This window comes from Streptomyces termitum, from assembly GCF_014650175.1.
GTDB classification, from domain to species: domain Bacteria; phylum Actinomycetota; class Actinomycetes; order Streptomycetales; family Streptomycetaceae; genus Streptomyces; species Streptomyces termitum.
The window spans coordinates 269,692-285,565 of sequence record NZ_BMUL01000003.1; the positions used below are offsets into that span (position 1 = coordinate 269,692).

The 15,874-nt window shown below is 70.4% G+C and carries 13 protein-coding genes and 1 riboswitch; of the genes, 7 read left to right on the forward strand and 6 right to left on the reverse strand.

The window, feature by feature from the left end:
* Positions 1-33 precede the first annotated feature (33 nt).
* The 4 genes from IE219_RS07375 to IE219_RS07390 all read right to left on the reverse strand — a co-directional run bounded on the left by IE219_RS07375 (position 34) and on the right by IE219_RS07390 (position 5,227).
* A complete protein-coding gene (locus IE219_RS07375; RefSeq protein WP_189975745.1) occupies positions 34-2,463 on the reverse strand; it encodes a ribonucleoside-diphosphate reductase subunit alpha in 2,430 nt (809 codons plus the stop codon).
* A gap of 130 nt (positions 2,464-2,593) precedes the next feature.
* A riboswitch (cobalamin riboswitch) is annotated at positions 2,594-2,717 on the reverse strand.
* Between the two features lie 51 nt (positions 2,718-2,768).
* The gene (locus tag IE219_RS07380; protein WP_189975746.1) at positions 2,769-3,269 is read right to left on the reverse strand and encodes a GNAT family N-acetyltransferase; all 501 of its coding nucleotides are present in this window, start codon (positions 3,267-3,269) and stop codon (positions 2,769-2,771) included.
* A 96-nt stretch (positions 3,270-3,365) separates the two neighbouring features.
* A complete protein-coding gene (gene mctP, locus IE219_RS07385; RefSeq protein ID WP_189975747.1) occupies positions 3,366-4,967 on the reverse strand; it encodes a monocarboxylate uptake permease MctP in 1,602 nt (533 codons plus the stop codon).
* Positions 4,964-5,227, reverse strand: a complete 264-nt coding sequence (locus tag IE219_RS07390; protein WP_189975748.1) for a DUF3311 domain-containing protein — start codon at positions 5,225-5,227, stop codon at positions 4,964-4,966. The genes mctP and IE219_RS07390 overlap by 4 nt, the downstream gene beginning before the upstream one ends.
* Positions 5,228-6,021: 794 nt before the next feature.
* Between IE219_RS07390 and IE219_RS07395 the strand changes: the two genes are divergently transcribed.
* Both IE219_RS07395 and IE219_RS07400 read left to right on the forward strand, forming a co-directional pair.
* Positions 6,022-6,345: a hypothetical protein gene (locus IE219_RS07395; protein WP_189975749.1), complete on the forward strand. Its 324-nt coding sequence runs from the start codon at positions 6,022-6,024 to the stop codon at positions 6,343-6,345.
* A 190-nt stretch (positions 6,346-6,535) separates the two neighbouring features.
* On the forward strand, positions 6,536-6,679 hold the full coding sequence (locus IE219_RS07400; RefSeq protein ID WP_189975750.1) for a hypothetical protein: 144 nt from the start codon (positions 6,536-6,538) through the stop codon (positions 6,677-6,679).
* A 408-nt stretch (positions 6,680-7,087) separates the two neighbouring features.
* Here the strand turns inward: IE219_RS07400 and IE219_RS07405 are convergent, their stop codons facing one another.
* On the reverse strand, positions 7,088-7,852 hold the full coding sequence (locus IE219_RS07405) for a GntR family transcriptional regulator (protein ID WP_189975972.1): 765 nt from the start codon (positions 7,850-7,852) through the stop codon (positions 7,088-7,090).
* 282 nt (positions 7,853-8,134) lie between these two features.
* Between IE219_RS07405 and IE219_RS07410 the strand changes: the two genes are divergently transcribed.
* The 4 genes from IE219_RS07410 (at position 8,135) to IE219_RS07425 (ending at position 12,897) form a co-directional block, all read left to right on the forward strand.
* On the forward strand, positions 8,135-9,421 hold the full coding sequence (locus tag IE219_RS07410) for an extracellular solute-binding protein (RefSeq protein ID WP_189975751.1): 1,287 nt from the start codon (positions 8,135-8,137) through the stop codon (positions 9,419-9,421).
* A gap of 74 nt (positions 9,422-9,495) precedes the next feature.
* Positions 9,496-10,488: a carbohydrate ABC transporter permease gene (locus IE219_RS07415; protein WP_189975752.1), complete on the forward strand. Its 993-nt coding sequence runs from the start codon at positions 9,496-9,498 to the stop codon at positions 10,486-10,488.
* Positions 10,485-11,363, forward strand: a complete 879-nt coding sequence (locus IE219_RS07420; RefSeq protein ID WP_189975753.1) for a carbohydrate ABC transporter permease — start codon at positions 10,485-10,487, stop codon at positions 11,361-11,363. The genes IE219_RS07415 and IE219_RS07420 overlap by 4 nt, the downstream gene beginning before the upstream one ends.
* 7 nt (positions 11,364-11,370) lie before the next feature.
* On the forward strand, positions 11,371-12,897 hold the full coding sequence (locus IE219_RS07425; RefSeq protein WP_189975754.1) for a glycoside hydrolase family 3 protein: 1,527 nt from the start codon (positions 11,371-11,373) through the stop codon (positions 12,895-12,897).
* A gap of 91 nt (positions 12,898-12,988) precedes the next feature.
* On the opposite strand, the gene nagB is transcribed toward IE219_RS07425, so the two are convergent.
* Positions 12,989-13,774 carry a glucosamine-6-phosphate deaminase gene (nagB, locus tag IE219_RS07430; protein WP_189975755.1) on the reverse strand — a complete coding sequence of 262 codons (786 nt, stop codon included), beginning with the start codon at positions 13,772-13,774 and terminating at the stop codon, positions 12,989-12,991.
* 578 nt (positions 13,775-14,352) lie between these two features.
* On the opposite strand from nagB, the gene IE219_RS07435 reads away from it, so the two are divergent.
* Positions 14,353-15,819, forward strand: coding sequence for a sensor histidine kinase (locus IE219_RS07435; RefSeq protein WP_189975973.1), 1,467 nt, complete (start codon positions 14,353-14,355; stop codon positions 15,817-15,819).
* Positions 15,820-15,874: the final 55 nt, after the last annotated feature.

Here is a 15,874-nt window from a genome sequence, read left to right on the forward strand (position 1 = left end):
CCGGGTCGAGCAGGTTCTTGGTCTCGGTGGTGCTCACTGGCATGCCTCGCAGGACTCGGGGTTTTCGAGGGAGCAGGCGACGGCGTCCGCGTCGGGGGCGGCCTGCTGGAGGGGGACGTTCGCGGCGGCCCGCGCGGCGCGGGCGATCCGGGTCGCCGGGCGCGAGCGCAGGTAGTACGTCGTCTTCAGGCCGCGCTTCCAGGCGTACGCGTACATCGACGACAGCTTGCCGATGGTCGGCGTCTCCATGAAGAGGTTCAGGGACTGGGCCTGGTCGAGGTACGGGGTGCGGTCGGCGGCCATGTCGACGAGGCCGCGCTGCGGGATCTCCCAGGCGGTCCGGTACAGCTCGCGGACCTCGGCGGGGACCCAGGTGAAGCCGGCCACCGAGCCGTTGGACTCGCGCAGCGCCTCGCGGGTCTGCGCGTCCCACACGCCGAGCTTCTTCAGGTCGTCCACGAGGTACGAGTTGACCTGGAGGAACTCGCCGGAGAGCGTCTCGCGCTTGAACAGGTTGGAGACCTGCGGCTCGATGCACTCGTAGACGCCCGCGATGGAGGCGATGGTGGCGGTGGGGGCGATGGCGAGGAGGAGGCTGTTGCGCAGGCCGACGGCGGCGATCCGCTCGCGCAGGGCGGCCCAGCGCTCCGGCCAGTGCGGCGTGACGCCGTAGTGGTCGGGGTGCAGGACGCCGCGGGCGGTACGGGTCTTCTCCCAGGCCGGCAGCGGGCCGTTCCGCTCGGCGAGGTCGGCGGACGCCTCGTACGCGGCGAGCATGATCCGCTCGGCGATGCGGGTGGACAGCGCGCGGGCGGCGGCGGAGTCGAAGGGGAGGCGGAGCTTGAAGAAGACGTCCTGGAGGCCCATGGCGCCCAGGCCGACCGGGCGCCACTTCGCGTTGGAGCGGCCGGCCTGCTCGGTCGGGTAGAAGTTGATGTCCACGACGCGGTCGAGGAAGGTGACGGCGGTGCGGACGGTCGCGTCGAGGCGGTCCCAGTCGATGCCGCCGTCGGCGGCCGGGTCGACGAAGGCGCCGAGGTTGACCGAGCCGAGGTTGCAGACGGCCGTCTCGCCGTCGTCGGTGACCTCGATGATCTCGGTGCAGAGGTTCGAGGAGTGGACGACGGTGCCGGGCTCGGCGGTCTGGTTGGCGGTGCGGTTGGCGGCGTCCTTGAAGGTCATCCAGCCGTTGCCGGTCTGGGCGAGGGTGCGCATCATCCGGCCGTACAGGTCGCGGGCCGGGAGGGTGCGGCGGGCCAGGCCGGCGGCCTCGGCGGCGCGGTAGGCGGCGTCGAAGGCGTCGCCGTACAGGTCGACGAGCTCGGGGACGTCGGCGGGGGAGAACAGCGACCAGTCGGCGTCCGCGTTCACCCGGCGCATGAACTCGTCCGGGATCCAGTGGGCGAGGTTCAGGTTGTGGGTGCGGCGGGCGTCCTCGCCGGTGTTGTCGCGGAGCTCCAGGAACTCCTCGATGTCCGCGTGCCAGGTCTCCAGGTAGACGGCGGCGGCGCCCTTGCGGCGGCCGCCCTGGTTGACGGCGGCGACGGAGGCGTCCAGCGTCTTCAGGAAGGGCACGATGCCGTTGGAGTGGCCGTTGGTGCCGCGGATCAGCGAACCGCGCGAGCGGATGCGGGAGTAGGACAGGCCGATGCCGCCCGCGTGCTTGGAGAGCCGCGCGACCTGGTGGTAGCGGTCGTAGATCGAGTCCAGCTCGTCCAGCGGCGAGTCCAGCAGGTAGCAGGAGGACATCTGCGGGTGGCGGGTGCCGGAGTTGAAGAGGGTGGGGGAGGAGGGCAGGTAGTCCAGCCGGCTCATCAGCCCGTAGAGCGCCGCCACCTCGTCCGCCGCGCGGTCGCTGTCGTCCTCGGCGAGGCCGGCGGCGACCCGGAGCAGGAAGTGCTGCGGGGTCTCGACGACCTTGCGGGTGAGCGGGTGGCGCAGCAGGTAGCGGGAGTAGAGGGTGCGCAGCCCGAAGTAGCCGAAGCGGTCGTCGGCGGCCGGGTCGGCCAGGGCGTCCAGGCGCTCGGCGTGCAGGGCGGCGAAGGCGGCGGTGCGGTCGGCGATCAGGCCCTCGCGGTGGCCGGTGGCGACCGAGGAGGAGAAGGAGACGGCGCCCTGGGAGGCGGCCTCCTCGGCGATGGTGAGGGTGAGGAGCCGGGCGGCGAGCCGGGAGTAGGCCGGGTCCTCGGAGATGAGCCCGGCGGCGGCCTCGGTGGCCAGTTCGCGCAGTTCCGCCTCGTCCGATCCGGCGTTCCGGCCGCGCAGGGCGGCGGCGGCGACCCGGCCGGGGTCGGTGTCGGGGAGGTCGGCGGTGAGGTCGGTCAGCGTCCGCAGCAGCTGGGAGCCGCGGCCGGTGGGGCCCCCGTCGGGGATGGTGGCGGGTGACGGGTGGGCGGTTCCCGGGCCGGCGCTCTCTTCGGCGGCGGCCTCGACGGCTGACGGACCCGCGGGCGCGATGGTCACGTGGGGGCTCTCCCTCGCTCTCGGACCGGGCGGCGGGGGAGGAGGGGGGCGGGCGGCCGTGCGCACGCGCGGGCCCGCGTCCACCGGTCCATTCCGCGGGACCCGGACGTCGTCGGCGCCCGGAACGGTCGGACCGGGCGCGCCGTCGGCAGGTGCTCGGACTCGCTCCGGGCGAAAAGCGCGCGGAGCACACCGTTGCGGGTCAGTTCCGGATTCGCACCGGATTCCCCTGCGGCGACAGCGAGCACGAGCATACATGTGGGGGGCGCCGATCACGGCACCCACCACATGTTGTGTCCCGCCGGTCAGAGTTCCAGGGCGAGGACGAGCAGCGGCTCCAGCTCGGGGACGGGCTTCCAGTCCCTTTCCGGGCGGCGGACGAAGCCGAGGCGCTGGTAGATCCGGTGGGCCCGGACCATGCCGGACTGGGTGGAGAGCACGAGCCGGGCGCTGCCCAGCGCGCGGGCCCGCGCGACGCAGGCCCGTACCAGCGCCTCGCCGGCGCCCCGGCCGCGCGCCGCGTGCGCGACCGCCAGCATCCGGAACTCCGCCTCGCCCTCGACGGCGATGTCGGCGTACTCCCGCCCGCCGGGGGTGAAGGCGACCCCGCCGAGCAGGGTCCCGTCCCCGTCCACCGCCACGAGCACCTCGGCCTCGGCGGCCCGGCGCGCCACGTCCCGCAGCACGTGCAGGTAGCCGTCGTCCTCGCCGAAGTCGAGGTGTCCGTCGTCGAGGTAGGCCCGTGCGGTGATCTCGCCGAGTTCCTCGTACTCCTCGGGCCGTACGGCCCTGATCGTGAAGTCCATGCCGGGCAGTCTGCCCGGGGCCCCGCCGGGCGGACGCGGCGGGGGCCCGGGGCTCTCGCCGCCCCGGACCCCCGTCGTCGTGCGCGTGTCCGCCGGTCAGTGGCTGCCGGCGCCGACCTTCGGCAGGTCGCGGACCCCGGCGTCGCCGGCGTCGGCCGTGTAGTCCGCGGGGGAGGTCTCGTCGACGCCCTCGGGGGCCTTGACGGCCTTGAGGACGAAGGTGAGGACGACCGTGACGAGGACGTTGAGGACGAAGGCGGTGAGGCCGATGTAGCCGATCTCGCCGATGCCGGGGATCTCGGCGGAGGAGCCGCCGAAGTGGGCCTGCTTCGGCGTCGACACGTTGTAGGCGGCGATCGTGCCGTAGACCATGCCGACGGCCCAGCCGGCGAGCAGTGCCCAGCGGTGGAACCAGCGGGTGAACAGGCCGCCGACCAGCGCCGGGAAGGTCTGGAGGATCCAGATGCCGCCGAGGAGCTGGAAGTTGATGGCGACGGTCTTGTCCATGGTGAGGACGAAGACGAGCGCGCCGACCTTCACCAGGAGCGAGACCAGCTTGGAGACCTTGGTCTCCTGGGCCGGGGTGGCGTCCTTCTTGATGAAGTCCTTGTAGATGTTGCGGGTGAAGAGGTTGGCGGCGGCGATCGACATGATCGCGGCCGGGACGAGCGCGCCGATGCCGATGGCGGCGAACGCGACGCCCGCGAACCAGTCGGGGAACATGTCCTCGAAGAGCTGCGGGATGGCGAGCTGCCCGTTCTGCACCTTGATCCCGGCGGCGATCGCCATGAAGCCGAGCAGCGCGAGCAGGCCCAGCATCAGCGAGTACAGCGGCAGGATGGTGGTGTTGCGGCGGATGACCTCGCGGCTCCTGGACGACAGGGTGGCCGTGATGGAGTGCGGGTACATGAAGAGGGCGAGCGCCGAGCCGAGCGCGAGCGTCGCGTAGGTCCACTGCCCCGCCCCGCCGGGGACGAGCCCGCCGGTCTTGTTGGCGGTGAACTTCTCGTCGGCGGCGGCGAAGATCTCGCCGAAGCCGCCCAGCTTGATCGGGATGTAGATGATCGCGACCGCGATCACCAGGTAGATCAGGGTGTCCTTGACGAAGGCGATGAGCGCGGGCGCGCGCAGGCCGGAGGAGTACGTGTAGGCCGCGAGGACGCCGAAGGCGATCAGCAGCGGCAGGTCCTTGACGAACCAGTGGGTGTCCTCGCCGCCGCCGACGCCCATCACGTCCAGGACGGCCTGGATGCCGACGAGCTGGAGCGCGATGTACGGCATGGTGGCGAGGATGCCGGTGACGGCGACCGCGAGGGAGAGGCCCTTGGAGCCGAAGCGGCCGCGGACGAAGTCGGAGGTGGTGACGTACCCGTGCTTGTGCGAGACCGACCACAGGCGGGGCAGGAAGGTGAAGATCAGCGGGTAGACCAGGATCGTGTACGGGACGGCGAAGAAGCCCGCCGCGCCCGCCGCGTAGATGGCCGCCGGGACGGCGACGAAGGTGTACGCGGTGTAGAGGTCGCCGCCGAGCAGGAACCAGGTGACCCAGGTGCCGAACGAGCGGCCGCCCAGGCCCCATTCGTCCAGGCTGTTCTCGTTCTCGGCCCGCCGCCACTTCGCGGCGAGGAAGCCCATGACGGTGACGGCGAGGAAGAAGAAGACGAAGACGCAGAGCGCGACGACGTTGACGTCCTTCATCGTCCCTCACCCCCCTGCGCGGCGCGGCGGGCGCGCTGGTCGCGCTGCCAGAGCTTGTACGCGACGACGGTGAGCACGGTCGAGATCAGCACCCAGAGCATCTGGTACCAGTAGAAGAAGGGGATCCCGGCGAGGAGCGGTTCGGTCTTCGCGTACGAGCTCACCCACAGCATCGCGACGAACGGGGCGAGCAGGCAGAGCGCGATGACGGCCCTGACCGGTGTGACGACCGGTGGCTTGTCTGTGCTGGTTTGTGTCATGGCGGATGAAAGTCCCCTCGTTGCACACCGGTTGGCGCCGGGCGGCGCCGATTGACGCCGACGAAATGTAGGGGACCTTTTCCCGTCGCGGAACCCCTGTCCTCCTCACGGATGAACGGGGGCGCCGGTTCGGCTCAGAGCCAGCCCTCTTTCCCGGCCCGCACGCCGGCCTCGAAACGGCTGCGGGCGGAGCGCGGAGTCGCCGATGACTGGCCCCTCGTGCCCACGGCCGGGAGCACGTTCACGGCCTCGGTGACCAGATGGGCGGCGCCCTCGCCGGAGCCGGCCGAGTCCTTGCGCGGGCGCGGGGCCGCGGTGACCGTCGCGGCGATGGGCGTGGAGGGGGGATGATCCGGAAGCGCGGGCCGCGTTGCCGGGGCCGGCCGAAGACGGTTCCCTCCCTGCCGCGGACCGGGCCGGGCGGACCGCGCCTCCCGGTCGGCCGCACCCGGGCGGTCGGGCCGCCGTACGGGATCAGGTTTGAGCCATGGGCCGCCGTGAACGTCGCCGCGGGCGCGGGGAGAGGGTTTCCCTTGCGGGGCGCCTTTCCGGCCGGTGCCGATGGAATCCTGAAGAACTCCCGTCGTCCCAGGTCGGCGGGCGCCTTTTCTGTATCCGGAGTTCCCAGGTCGAACACCGCGTGGCGGATTCGGATCGATTGCTGCGTGTCGTCTTTTTTGATCGGGATATCGATTCCCGGTCATATCTGGTCTAGTCCATCACTGTCGATGGTTCTCTTTGGTACGTTCGTGATTCCGCCGAGGGAGGGTCTCATCGGCTATGAGGGGGAATGAATGAATTTCCGCAAGGCTGCAAGTGCTGCTCTGATGTCTGGAGTTCTGGCAGGCGGAGTGGTCATGGTGGCCGCTCCGACGGCCTCTGCCGGTATTCGGTGCACCACCGAGATCGTGGGTAGTGAGGCCGTGGCCCACTGCTACGCGAACGATGACCCGTCGGCGCTGTACTCGACATATCGAGTGGTGGCGACCTGCATCGCGGGAAACAACACCTACACGTTCAAGAAGTACGGCCCTTGGGAGGCGGTGGGGGCGCTGACGACGTCGCGAGTGAGTTGCGGCGCCAGGTACCTCTCTGTTGACTTCGAGCTTCGGAAGTAGGGGGAGGGTCATGGTTCGCGGCAAAAAGTGGGCAGCGGTCGGTGCGCTTTCTCTTGCCCTGGGGGCGTTCCCCGTCGGGGCGGGAACCGCCGTTGCCGATACGCCTACTGCTTCGTGCTCGAAGGAGAAGGTGAACGGATACACCGGTAGGGCCTCGTGTACCAGCCTGGGCGGGTACAAGAAGTACCGAGTGGTCGTTCCGTGTATCGCCAACTCCGGGCGGACGTTCGAGGTCTTCGGTCCTTGGATCAGCAGCGGCTGGTCGACGGCTTCCTGTTCCGGCAACGGGAGCGCGGGCGTGTACGGCTACATCGACGTGGAGCTGAGCAGCTGAGCCGACCTGGCTGCGAGGGGTGAAGGAGGCCGCCGATCCGGCGGCCTCCTTTCGCGCTGGACGGACGTTGACCGGTGAGTCGATCTCGTGCGTGGGCGGGCGGCGGTGTGCCGGCCGCTTGCGGGTCGGACGACGGGGCCGGGCGGCGGTCGGTGGGGAGGGGAAACCCTCGCGGTTCACGCTCTCGACGCGCGACGCCGCAGGTGGGCGCCGCGCGGAACGGAACCCGAAGGGTTTCCCGTCCACGAGCCGGTGGCAAGGGCAAGGGCGACCCGTGAAGTCACGGGCACCCGACCGGTCACGCGGCCGTACGCCGCTCGGCGGGCCGCCGTCCCGCGGACGGGTGGCCGAACCGGCGGCCGGGCGGGGAGTCGGACCTCAGGGCGATGCCGTGCCCCGCCCTCACCGTCACTCGTTGGGGCGCTGCAGGCGGGCCACGAACTTGTAGCGGTCGCCGCGGTAGACCGAGCGCACCCATTCGACCGGTTCGCCCTGGGTGTCCACCGAGTGCCGGGAGAGCATCAGCATCGGCAGGCCGACGTCGGTGCCGAGCAGCCCGGCCTCGCGCGGGGTGGCCAGCGAGGTCTCGATGGTCTCCTCGGCCTCGCCGAGGTGTACGTCGTAGACCTCGGCCAGGGCGGTGTAGAGCGAGGTGTACTTGACCAGGGAGCGGCGCAGCGCGGGGAAGCGCTTGGCCGAGAGGTGGGTGGTCTCGATGGCCATCGGTTCGCCGTTGGCCAGCCGGAGCCGCTCGATGCGGAGCACCCGCCCGCCGGCGGTGATGTCCAGCAGACCGGCGAGGGTGTCGTCGGCGGTGACGTACCCGATGTCGAGGAGCTGCGAGGTGGGTTCGAGCCCCTGGGCGCGCATGTCCTCGGTGTACGAGGTGAGCTGGAGGGACTGCGAGACCTTGGGCTTGGCCACGAAGGTGCCCTTGCCCTGGATGCGCTCCAGCCGGCCCTCGACGACCAGCTCTTGGAGCGCCTGGCGCACGGTGGTGCGCGAGGTGTCGAACTCGGCGGCCAGGGTCCGTTCGGGCGGCACGGGTGTGCCGGGCGGAAGGGTCTCCGTCATGTCGAGGAGGTGCTTTTTCAGCCGGTAGTACTTTGGTACACGTGCGGTGCGGGTCGCCGCTCCGCCCTCTGTCTCCGTACTGCCCGCCTCCGTGGCCATGGCCTGCCTTTCCGACTGTGCTGCTGCCGTCACCGGCTCCTCCGTCTGTCGCGGCTCACATGGTGGCACGGACCGGTCACGGGTCGTCGGCCTCCCTCAGGTGTCGGTCCGGTAACGGACGCGACTGCCCTTCTTATACACCCTTGACACCCCCAAAGGTCTAGGCCAAGCTCCGGGTACTGGTCTAAACCATTTAAGGCCAGGTCCCAGCCCCACGAGCACTACCTGACGTATGTCTTCGCGCGGTGGGCAGGGGTTGCAGGCATCCCTGAGGAGGGTGGCGTGAAGCGCAAGCTCATCGCGGCGATCGGCGTCGCGGGCATGATGGTTTCTATCGCGGCGTGCGGGGGGTCCGACACGGCCGACAAGTCCGGCGGCAAGGCCGGCGCGGACGTCAAGGAGATCACCGTCTGGCTGACGGTCGACGCTCAGAACAACTGGCCCGAACTGGTCAAGGCTGCCGACGACGCGGTGACCAAGAAGCACCCGGGCATCAAGATCAACCACGAGTACTACGGCTGGCCGGACAAGAACACCAAGCTTGACGCGGTGCTCGCCACGGACAAGGCCCCGGATGTTGTCGAAATGGGCAACACCGAGATGATCAGCTACATGGCCAAGGGTGCCTTCGCCGAGGTCGACGCGTCGAAGTTCGAGAACTCCGACAAGTGGCTCGACGCCCTCAAGGACTCGGTCACCTACAACGGCAAGACCTACGGCGTCCCCTACTACGCCGGTGGCCGTGTCGGCACCTGGCGCAAGGACATCGCCGCCGAGGCGGGCGTCAAGGCCGCCCCGAAGACCTGGGCCGAGCTGACCGCCGCCCTCGACGCCATCCAGGAGAAGAAGGGCGACAAGTTCAGCGCCTGGTACCAGCCGTCGCCCGACTGGTACGCCGCGATGTCCTTCGTCTTCGACGCCGGCGGCTCCATCGCCAAGCAGGACGGCGAGACCTGGAAGGCCAACCTGTCCTCGCCGGAGTCCCTCAAGGGCCTCAACGAGTACAAGGGCATCCTCGACAAGTACATGCACGGCGACAAGACGAAGGACGAGTCCGACCGTCCCGTCGTCTTCGGCCAGGGCAAGTCCGCGACGATCTTCGCCGCCGGCTGGGAAGGCGCCACCGCGGCCGACCCGAAGAGCGACAAGGTCGGCGGGCTGAAGGACAAGCTCGAGAACTTCGTGATGCCCGGCCCGTCCGGCAAGCCCCTCCCGGTCTTCCTCGGCGGCTCGGACCTGGCCATCCCGGTCAAGTCCAAGGCGCAGGACGTCGCCGCCGAGTGGATCGCCGCCTTCACCGGCGCCGAGGGCCAGAAGGGCCTCATCGGCAAGGGCAACCTGCCGAACAACAAGGCCGACCTCGCCCCGCTGAAGAACGACCCGGCCACCGCCGTCCCGGCGACCGCGGCCGAGCTGAGCTACTTCGTCCCGACCGCTCCGGGCTGGGGTCAGGTCGAGAAGGCGCAGATCCTCAAGACGATGCTCATCGACATCGCCAAGGGCAAGTCCGTCGAGGAGGCCGCGAAGGCCGCCGACACCGCGATCGACAAGGTCATCAACACCAAGTGACCGACGGGCAGGGCCCCGCACCGCGCGGGGCCCTGCCGCCCGCATGCACGAGAGGGATCGCTGAGGAGCACGGGATGAGTGCCGCAGACACAACCACCGCGAAGGTGCCGCCGGTGCGGCAATCGCCACCCCCCGGCTCCGCAGCCGGTGCCCCGGGGAAGCCCGGCAAGAAGCCCAACAGCGGGGCGGGCGTCCCATGGCTGCTTCTCGCGCCATGCCTCCTCGTCCTGGTTCTGGTGCTCGGCTATCCGCTGGTCCGACTGGTCGTTCTTTCGTTCCAGAAGTTCGGCCAGCCCCAGCTGTGGGGCTTCCAGGAGCCGGAGTCGGCCGGTTTCGACAACTTCGCCACCGTCCTCGGCGACAGCGAGTTCTGGGCCGTCGTCCTGCGCACGGTGATTTTCGCAGCCGGCGCCGTGATCGTCACCATGGTCCTCGGCATGCTGATCGCCCTCCTGCTCCAGCGCGTCTCGGGCTGGGTCAAGGCGCTGATCAACATCGTGCTCGTGGCGAGCTGGGGCATGCCCATCATCGTCGCCACCGCCATCTTCAAGTGGCTGTTCGATGCCGACTACGGAGTGCTGAACTGGCTGCTCAGCCGGATACCCGGCGTTGACATGATCGGCCACAACTGGTTCGCCAGTGGTCCGCAGGGCCTCGCGGTGATCATGCTGCTCGTCGTCTGGGGTGCGGTGCCCTTCGTGGTGATCACCCTGAGCGCCGGCCTCACCCAGGTCCCCAAGGAGCTCGAAGAGGCCGCCCGTCTGGACGGAGCCGGCGCCTGGGGCGTCTTCCGCTTCGTCACCCTGCCCATCCTCAAGCCCATCATCGTCATGCTGACCACGCTGTCGGTGATCTGGGACATGGGCGTCTTCCCGCAGGTCTACGTGATGCGCAACGGCCACCCCGAGGCCGAGTTCCAGCTCCTCACCACGTACTCCTTCGACCGGGCGTTCGTCGTCAACGACTACGGCACCGGCTCCGCGATCGCGCTCGTCACGGTCCTGCTGCTGCTCGGCGTCGTCGCCGTCTACATGCGCCAGATGCTCAAGATCGGAGACGTGGAGTGAGCGCCGCCAACGCCACGGCAGCCCCGGCCAAATCGCCGGCCCCGACCGCAACCCGCCGCCGCAAGTCCAAGCTCGGCTGGAACCTCCTCGGCCTGCTCGTCGTCCTCACGGCCGGTTTCCCGGTCTACTGGATGCTCAACACGGCCTTCAAGCCGGCCAAGGACGCGATCGACCCGGACCCGCACTTCTTCCCGTCGACCTTCACGCTCGAGAACTTCAAGCGTGCCCTCGACATCGCGGACTTCTGGGGCCCGGTCCTCCGCAGCCTCTCCGTCTCGCTCGTCGTGGTCGTCATCGGCATCGCGGTCGGCCTTCTCGCCGCCCTCGCGATCTCCCGCTTCGCCTTCCGCGGCCGCAAGATCGTGATCGTCGGCATCCTCGCGGTCCAGATGGTGCCGCTGGTCGCCATGATCATCCCGGTCTTCCTGCTCCTCAACGACCTCGGGCAGTACGACAAGCTCAGCGGTCTGATCATCACCTATCTGACCTTCATCCTCCCCTTTACGGTGTGGACGCTGCGTGGCTTCATCGTCAACATCCCCAAGGAACTGGAGGAAGCGGCCATGGTCGACGGCTGCACCCGCTCCGGCGCCTTCATCAGGGTTGTCTTCCCGCTGCTCGCGCCGGGCATGGTGGCCACTTCGGTCTACGGCTTCATCCAGGCGTGGAACGAGTACCTCTACGCCCTGATGCTGATGAGCCAGCCGAACCAGACGGCCACCGTCTGGCTCAGCAACTTCATCACCAAGAACGGCACCGAGTACGCCCCGATGATGGCCGGTTCCACCATGATGGCCGTCCCCATCGTGATCCTCTTCCTGATCGTCCAGCGCAAGATGGCCGCAGGTCTGACCGCCGGCGCGGTGAAGGGATAACGGCGCCATGACCACACTCGTACACGCCACGGACACCCTGACCCGTGACGCGCTCACGGTGCTCCAGCCCGGCTTCGAGGGCACCACCGCCCCCGACTGGCTGCTCCGCCGGATCGGCGAGGGCCTGTCCTCCGTCGGCCTCTTCGGCCGGAACGTCGCCGGTCCCGAGCAGCTCTCCCGCCTCACCGCGCAGCTGCGCGCCGAGCGGGAGGACGTCCTCGTCGCCATCGACGAGGAGGGCGGCGACGTCACCCGCCTGGAGGTCAACGAGGGCTCGTCCTTCCCGGGCAACTACGCCCTGGGCCGGGTCGACGACGTCGAGCTGACCCGGGCCGTCGCCCGCGAGCTCGGCCGCCGGCTCATCGCCTGCGGCATCGACCTCAACTGGGCCCCCTCGGCGGACGTGAACTCCAACGTCGAGAACCCGGTCATCGGGGTCCGCTCCTTCGGCCCCGACCCCGACCTGGTCGCCCGGCACACCGTGGCGTACGTGGACGGCCTCCAGGGCGTCGGCGTGGCGGCCTGCACCAAGCACTTCCCCGGGCACGGCGACACCAACGTCGACTCGCACGACGCGCTGCCCCGGATCGATGTGGACCTCGCCACACTGCACGCCCGTGAGCTGGTGCCTTTCCGTGCGGCCATCGCCGCGGGTACCAAAGCGGTCATGAGTGCGCATATCCTTCTGTCCGCGCTCGACACCCGCCACCCGGCCACCCTGAGCCCGCAGATCCTCACCGGTCTGCTCCGCCAGGAGCTGGGCTTCGAGGGGCTGATCGTCACCGACGGCATGGAGATGCAGGCCGTCGCGGCGACGTACGGCATCGAGCGCGGATCCGTCCTCGCGATCGCGGCGGGCGCCGACGCCATCTGCGTCGGCGGCGGCCTGTGCGACGAGGGCACCGTACTGCAGCTGCGCGACGCGCTGGTCGACGCGGTACGGACCGGTGAACTGCCCGAGGAGCGGCTGGCCGACGCCGCGGCGCGCGTGCGCGCCCTGGCGGCCTGGACCCAGGCGCACCGGGCGAGGGGGGCCGGATCGGCGTCGGGCGCGGCAGTGCAGGAGGGGACCGCGCCCGGCGCCGACATCGGACTCGTGGCGGCCCGCCGGGCCCTGCGGATCACCAAGGGCGCCGGGGTCTACACCCCGGTCTCCGGGGCGCCGTTCGTCGCCTCCTTCACTCCGGTCGCCAACTTCGCGGTCGGCGACGAGACCCCCTGGGGCATCGCCGCCGAGCTGGACCGGCTGCTGCCGGGCACGGAGACGGGCTCCTTCGGCGAGGACGCCGGGGCGGACTCGGCGCTCAAGGCGGCGGGGGAGCGGCGGATCGTCGCGGTCGTCCGCGACCTGCACCGCCACCCGTGGATGACCGCGGCCGTGGACGCCCTGGTGGCGGCCCGCCCGGACACCGTGGTGGTCGAGATGGGTCTGAACGAGGCGGAGCCGCGGGGTGCCCTGCACATCGCGACGCACGGCGCCGCCCGCGTCTGCGGCCGGGCGGCCGCCGAGGCCGTGGCCGGCACCGGCGCCTGACGGACCCGACGGGCACGCGGAAGGGGCCCGGCACCTGGAACTCCAGGTGCCGGGCCCCTTCCGCGTCGCCGTGCGGGAGGCGCGCCGGGTGTCAGATGCCCTGCCAGGCGGGCTTGCTGGCGTAGGTGTGGCGGAAGTAGTCGGCGAGCTTCAGCTTGGAGGCGGCGGCCTCGTCCACGACCACGGTGGCGTGCGGGTGGAGCTGGAGCGCGGAGGCCGGTACGAGCGCCGCGACGGGGCCCTCGACGGTCTGCGCGACGGCCTCGGCCTTGCCCTCGCCGGTGGCGAGCAGCACGAGGTGGCGGGCCTCCAGGATGGTGCCGATGCCCTGGGTGATGACGTGGTGCGGCACCTGCTCGATGTCGTCGTCGAAGAAGCGCGCGTTGTCGATCCGGGTCTGCTCGGTGAGCGTCTTGATCCGGGTCCGGGAGGCGAGCGAGGAGCACGGCTCGTTGAAGCCGATGTGCCCGTCGGTGCCGATGCCGAGGATCTGGAGGTCGACGCCGCCGGCGTCGGCGAGCGCCTGGTCGTACGCCTCGCAGGCGGCCTGGACGTCCTCGGCGGAGCCGTCGGGGCCCATGAAGTGGTCCTGGGGGAGGCCGAGCGGCTCCACGACCTGCCGCAGGACGGTCGAGCGGTACGACTCCGGGTGCCCGGCGGGCAGCCCGACGTACTCGTCCAGCTGGGCGATCCGGGCCCGCGAGGCGTCCACGGTGCCCGCCGCGACCTGGGCGACCAGGGCGTCGTAGATGGGGATCGGGGTCGAGCCCGTGGCCACGCCGAGCAGCGCGTCGGGCTTGCGGCGCAGGAGGCCGGCGATGCCGTCCGCGATCAGTTCGCCGCCCGCCTTGGCGTCCTTGACGATGACAACTTCCACGCTGTGCCTGCCGATCTGGTGAGGGGCTGGTGAGGGGTCCTGTGGTATAGACCAATCAAAGCCCAAATCTAGCAGAGGGGAGGCCGTCTCCTCATGTCGTTCCGTACCCCGGACGGCCTGCCGCGCGGGGCTTCCTCCATGGTCGGCCGCACGTCATCCACCGGCCACTCGAACCGGCCGATCGGGCCGTGGGGACAAGGGGTGGAGCGGGGATGGGGCGGAGGAGGGGAGAGAAGGGGAGGGGGCCCGGGAAAAGCCGCGGGCCGCGGCGCCCGGCGGGACCCTCAGCCCGCCCGGCACCGCAGCCCGGGTGTACCCGGCCGGGGGTGTGCGGTCCCTCGGCCGTGAAGGGAGGTCTCGGCGCAGTCAGGGCAGAGAGCGCCGGGTACCTCGTCCATCCTCCTGTGCGGGGAGGATGGAGGCTGTGTGGAGTTCGATGCGTCCATTGTGGACTAGACCATTCTTGTCTGTCCATCCACACGCACGCGCTCTTTCCCGGCCCATCCTCCATCACGGAGGGCGGGAGATCCAGGTTCACCCCCCGTTAATTCCGCGGGTACGCTCGCACCGTGCCCTCCATGAACGACCTCGTCCGCCAGCACACCGCCCTCAGCGACTCCGACCTGGAGTGGCTGCACCTGCTGGTGTCGGAGTGGCAGCTGCTCTCCGACCTCTCCTTCGCCGACCTCGTCCTGTGGGTCCCCACCCTCGACGGCACGCGGTACGTCTCCGTCGCCCAGATGCGGCCCAACACGGGCCCCACCTCCTACCACGACGACATGGTCGGCCACCTGGTCCCGCGGGGCCGCCGCCCGCTCCTGGACGCCGCCCTGGACGAGGGCCGGATCGTCCGCGAGGGCGACCCGGAGTGGCGCGAGGAGGTCCCGGTCCGGGTCGAGTCGATCCCGGTGCGCCGCGAGGGCCGGGTCCTCGGCGTGATCGCCCGGAACACCAACCTGCTGACCGTCCGCACCCCCTCCCGGCTCGAACTCACCTATCTCCAGTCCGCCTCGGACCTGGCCCAGATGATCGCCGCCGGCACCTTCCCCTATCCCGGCGAGCAGTCCGACATGGACTCGCTGCCCCGGGCCGGCGACGGCCTGGTCCGGCTGGACGCGGACGGCGTCGTCCAGTACGCCTCGCCCAACGCCCTCTCCGCCTACCACCGGCTCGGCCTCGCCGCCGACCTGGTCGGCCAGCACCTCGGCCAGATCACCGCCGAACTGGCCCCCTCCCGGGGCCCGGTCGACGAGGCCCTGGTGAAGCTGGCCTCCGGTTACGCCCCCCGGAACTTCGAGGTGGAGGGCAGCGGCGGGGTGATCCAGCTGCGGGCCATCCCGCTCAAGCCCAAGGGCAGCCGGATCGGTTCGCTGGTCCTGCTCCGGGACGTCACCGAACTGCGCCGCCGCGAGCGCGAGTTGATCACCAAGGACGCCACCATCCGGGAGATCCACCACCGGGTGAAGAACAACCTCCAGACGGTGGCCGCGCTGCTGCGCCTCCAGGCCCGCCGGATGGACTCGGTCCGGGGCCGCGAGGCGCTCAACGAGGCGGTGCGGCGCGTCGGTTCGATCGCCATCGTGCACGAGACGCTGTCCCAGAACCTGGACGAGCGGGTGGAGTTCGACGAGATCGCGGACCGGGTGATCGCGATGGTCGCGGAGATCTCCCCGGGCAAGGTCACCTGCCGCCGCAACGGCCGCTTCGGCATTCTGGACGCGGAGGTGGCCACCCCGCTCTCCATGGTCCTCACGGAGGTGCTCCAGAACGCCCTGGAGCACGCCTTCGCCCCCGGCGAGCACGGCACGGTCGAGGTGAGCGCGGTCCGCGGCGAACCCCGCGCGGACGCCCGGCTCCTGATCACCGTCCGGGACGACGGCCGGGGCCTGCCCGAGGGATTCGATCCGCAGAAGGCCGGCAATCTCGGACTCCAGATCGTTCGGACCCTGGTGGAGGGGGAGTTGGGCGGTTCCTTCGACATGCGGCCGGGCGGCGAGGGCGGCACCAAGGTGGTCCTGGACATTCCGGTGCGCCCGCAGAAGTAGCGTTCACGGAAGTGGCGCCCGCAGAAGTGGCGCCAGCGGAAGAGCCGTTCACAGA

Coding starts and splice junctions, on each gene's coding strand:
- IE219_RS07405 (WP_189975972.1), bottom strand. CDS start 7,852: ATGGCCACGGAGGCGGGCAGTACGGAGACAGAGGGCGGAGCGGCGACC.
- IE219_RS07395 (WP_189975749.1), top strand. CDS start 6,022: ATGAATTTCCGCAAGGCTGCAAGTGCTGCTCTGATGTCTGGAGTTCTG.
- IE219_RS07415 (WP_189975752.1), top strand. CDS start 9,496: ATGAGTGCCGCAGACACAACCACCGCGAAGGTGCCGCCGGTGCGGCAA.
- IE219_RS07380 (WP_189975746.1), bottom strand. CDS start 3,269: ATGGACTTCACGATCAGGGCCGTACGGCCCGAGGAGTACGAGGAACTC.
- IE219_RS07425 (WP_189975754.1), top strand. CDS start 11,371: ATGACCACACTCGTACACGCCACGGACACCCTGACCCGTGACGCGCTC.
- IE219_RS07390 (WP_189975748.1), bottom strand. CDS start 5,227: ATGACACAAACCAGCACAGACAAGCCACCGGTCGTCACACCGGTCAGG.
- mctP (WP_189975747.1), bottom strand. CDS start 4,967: ATGAAGGACGTCAACGTCGTCGCGCTCTGCGTCTTCGTCTTCTTCTTC.
- IE219_RS07435 (WP_189975973.1), top strand. CDS start 14,353: ATGAACGACCTCGTCCGCCAGCACACCGCCCTCAGCGACTCCGACCTG.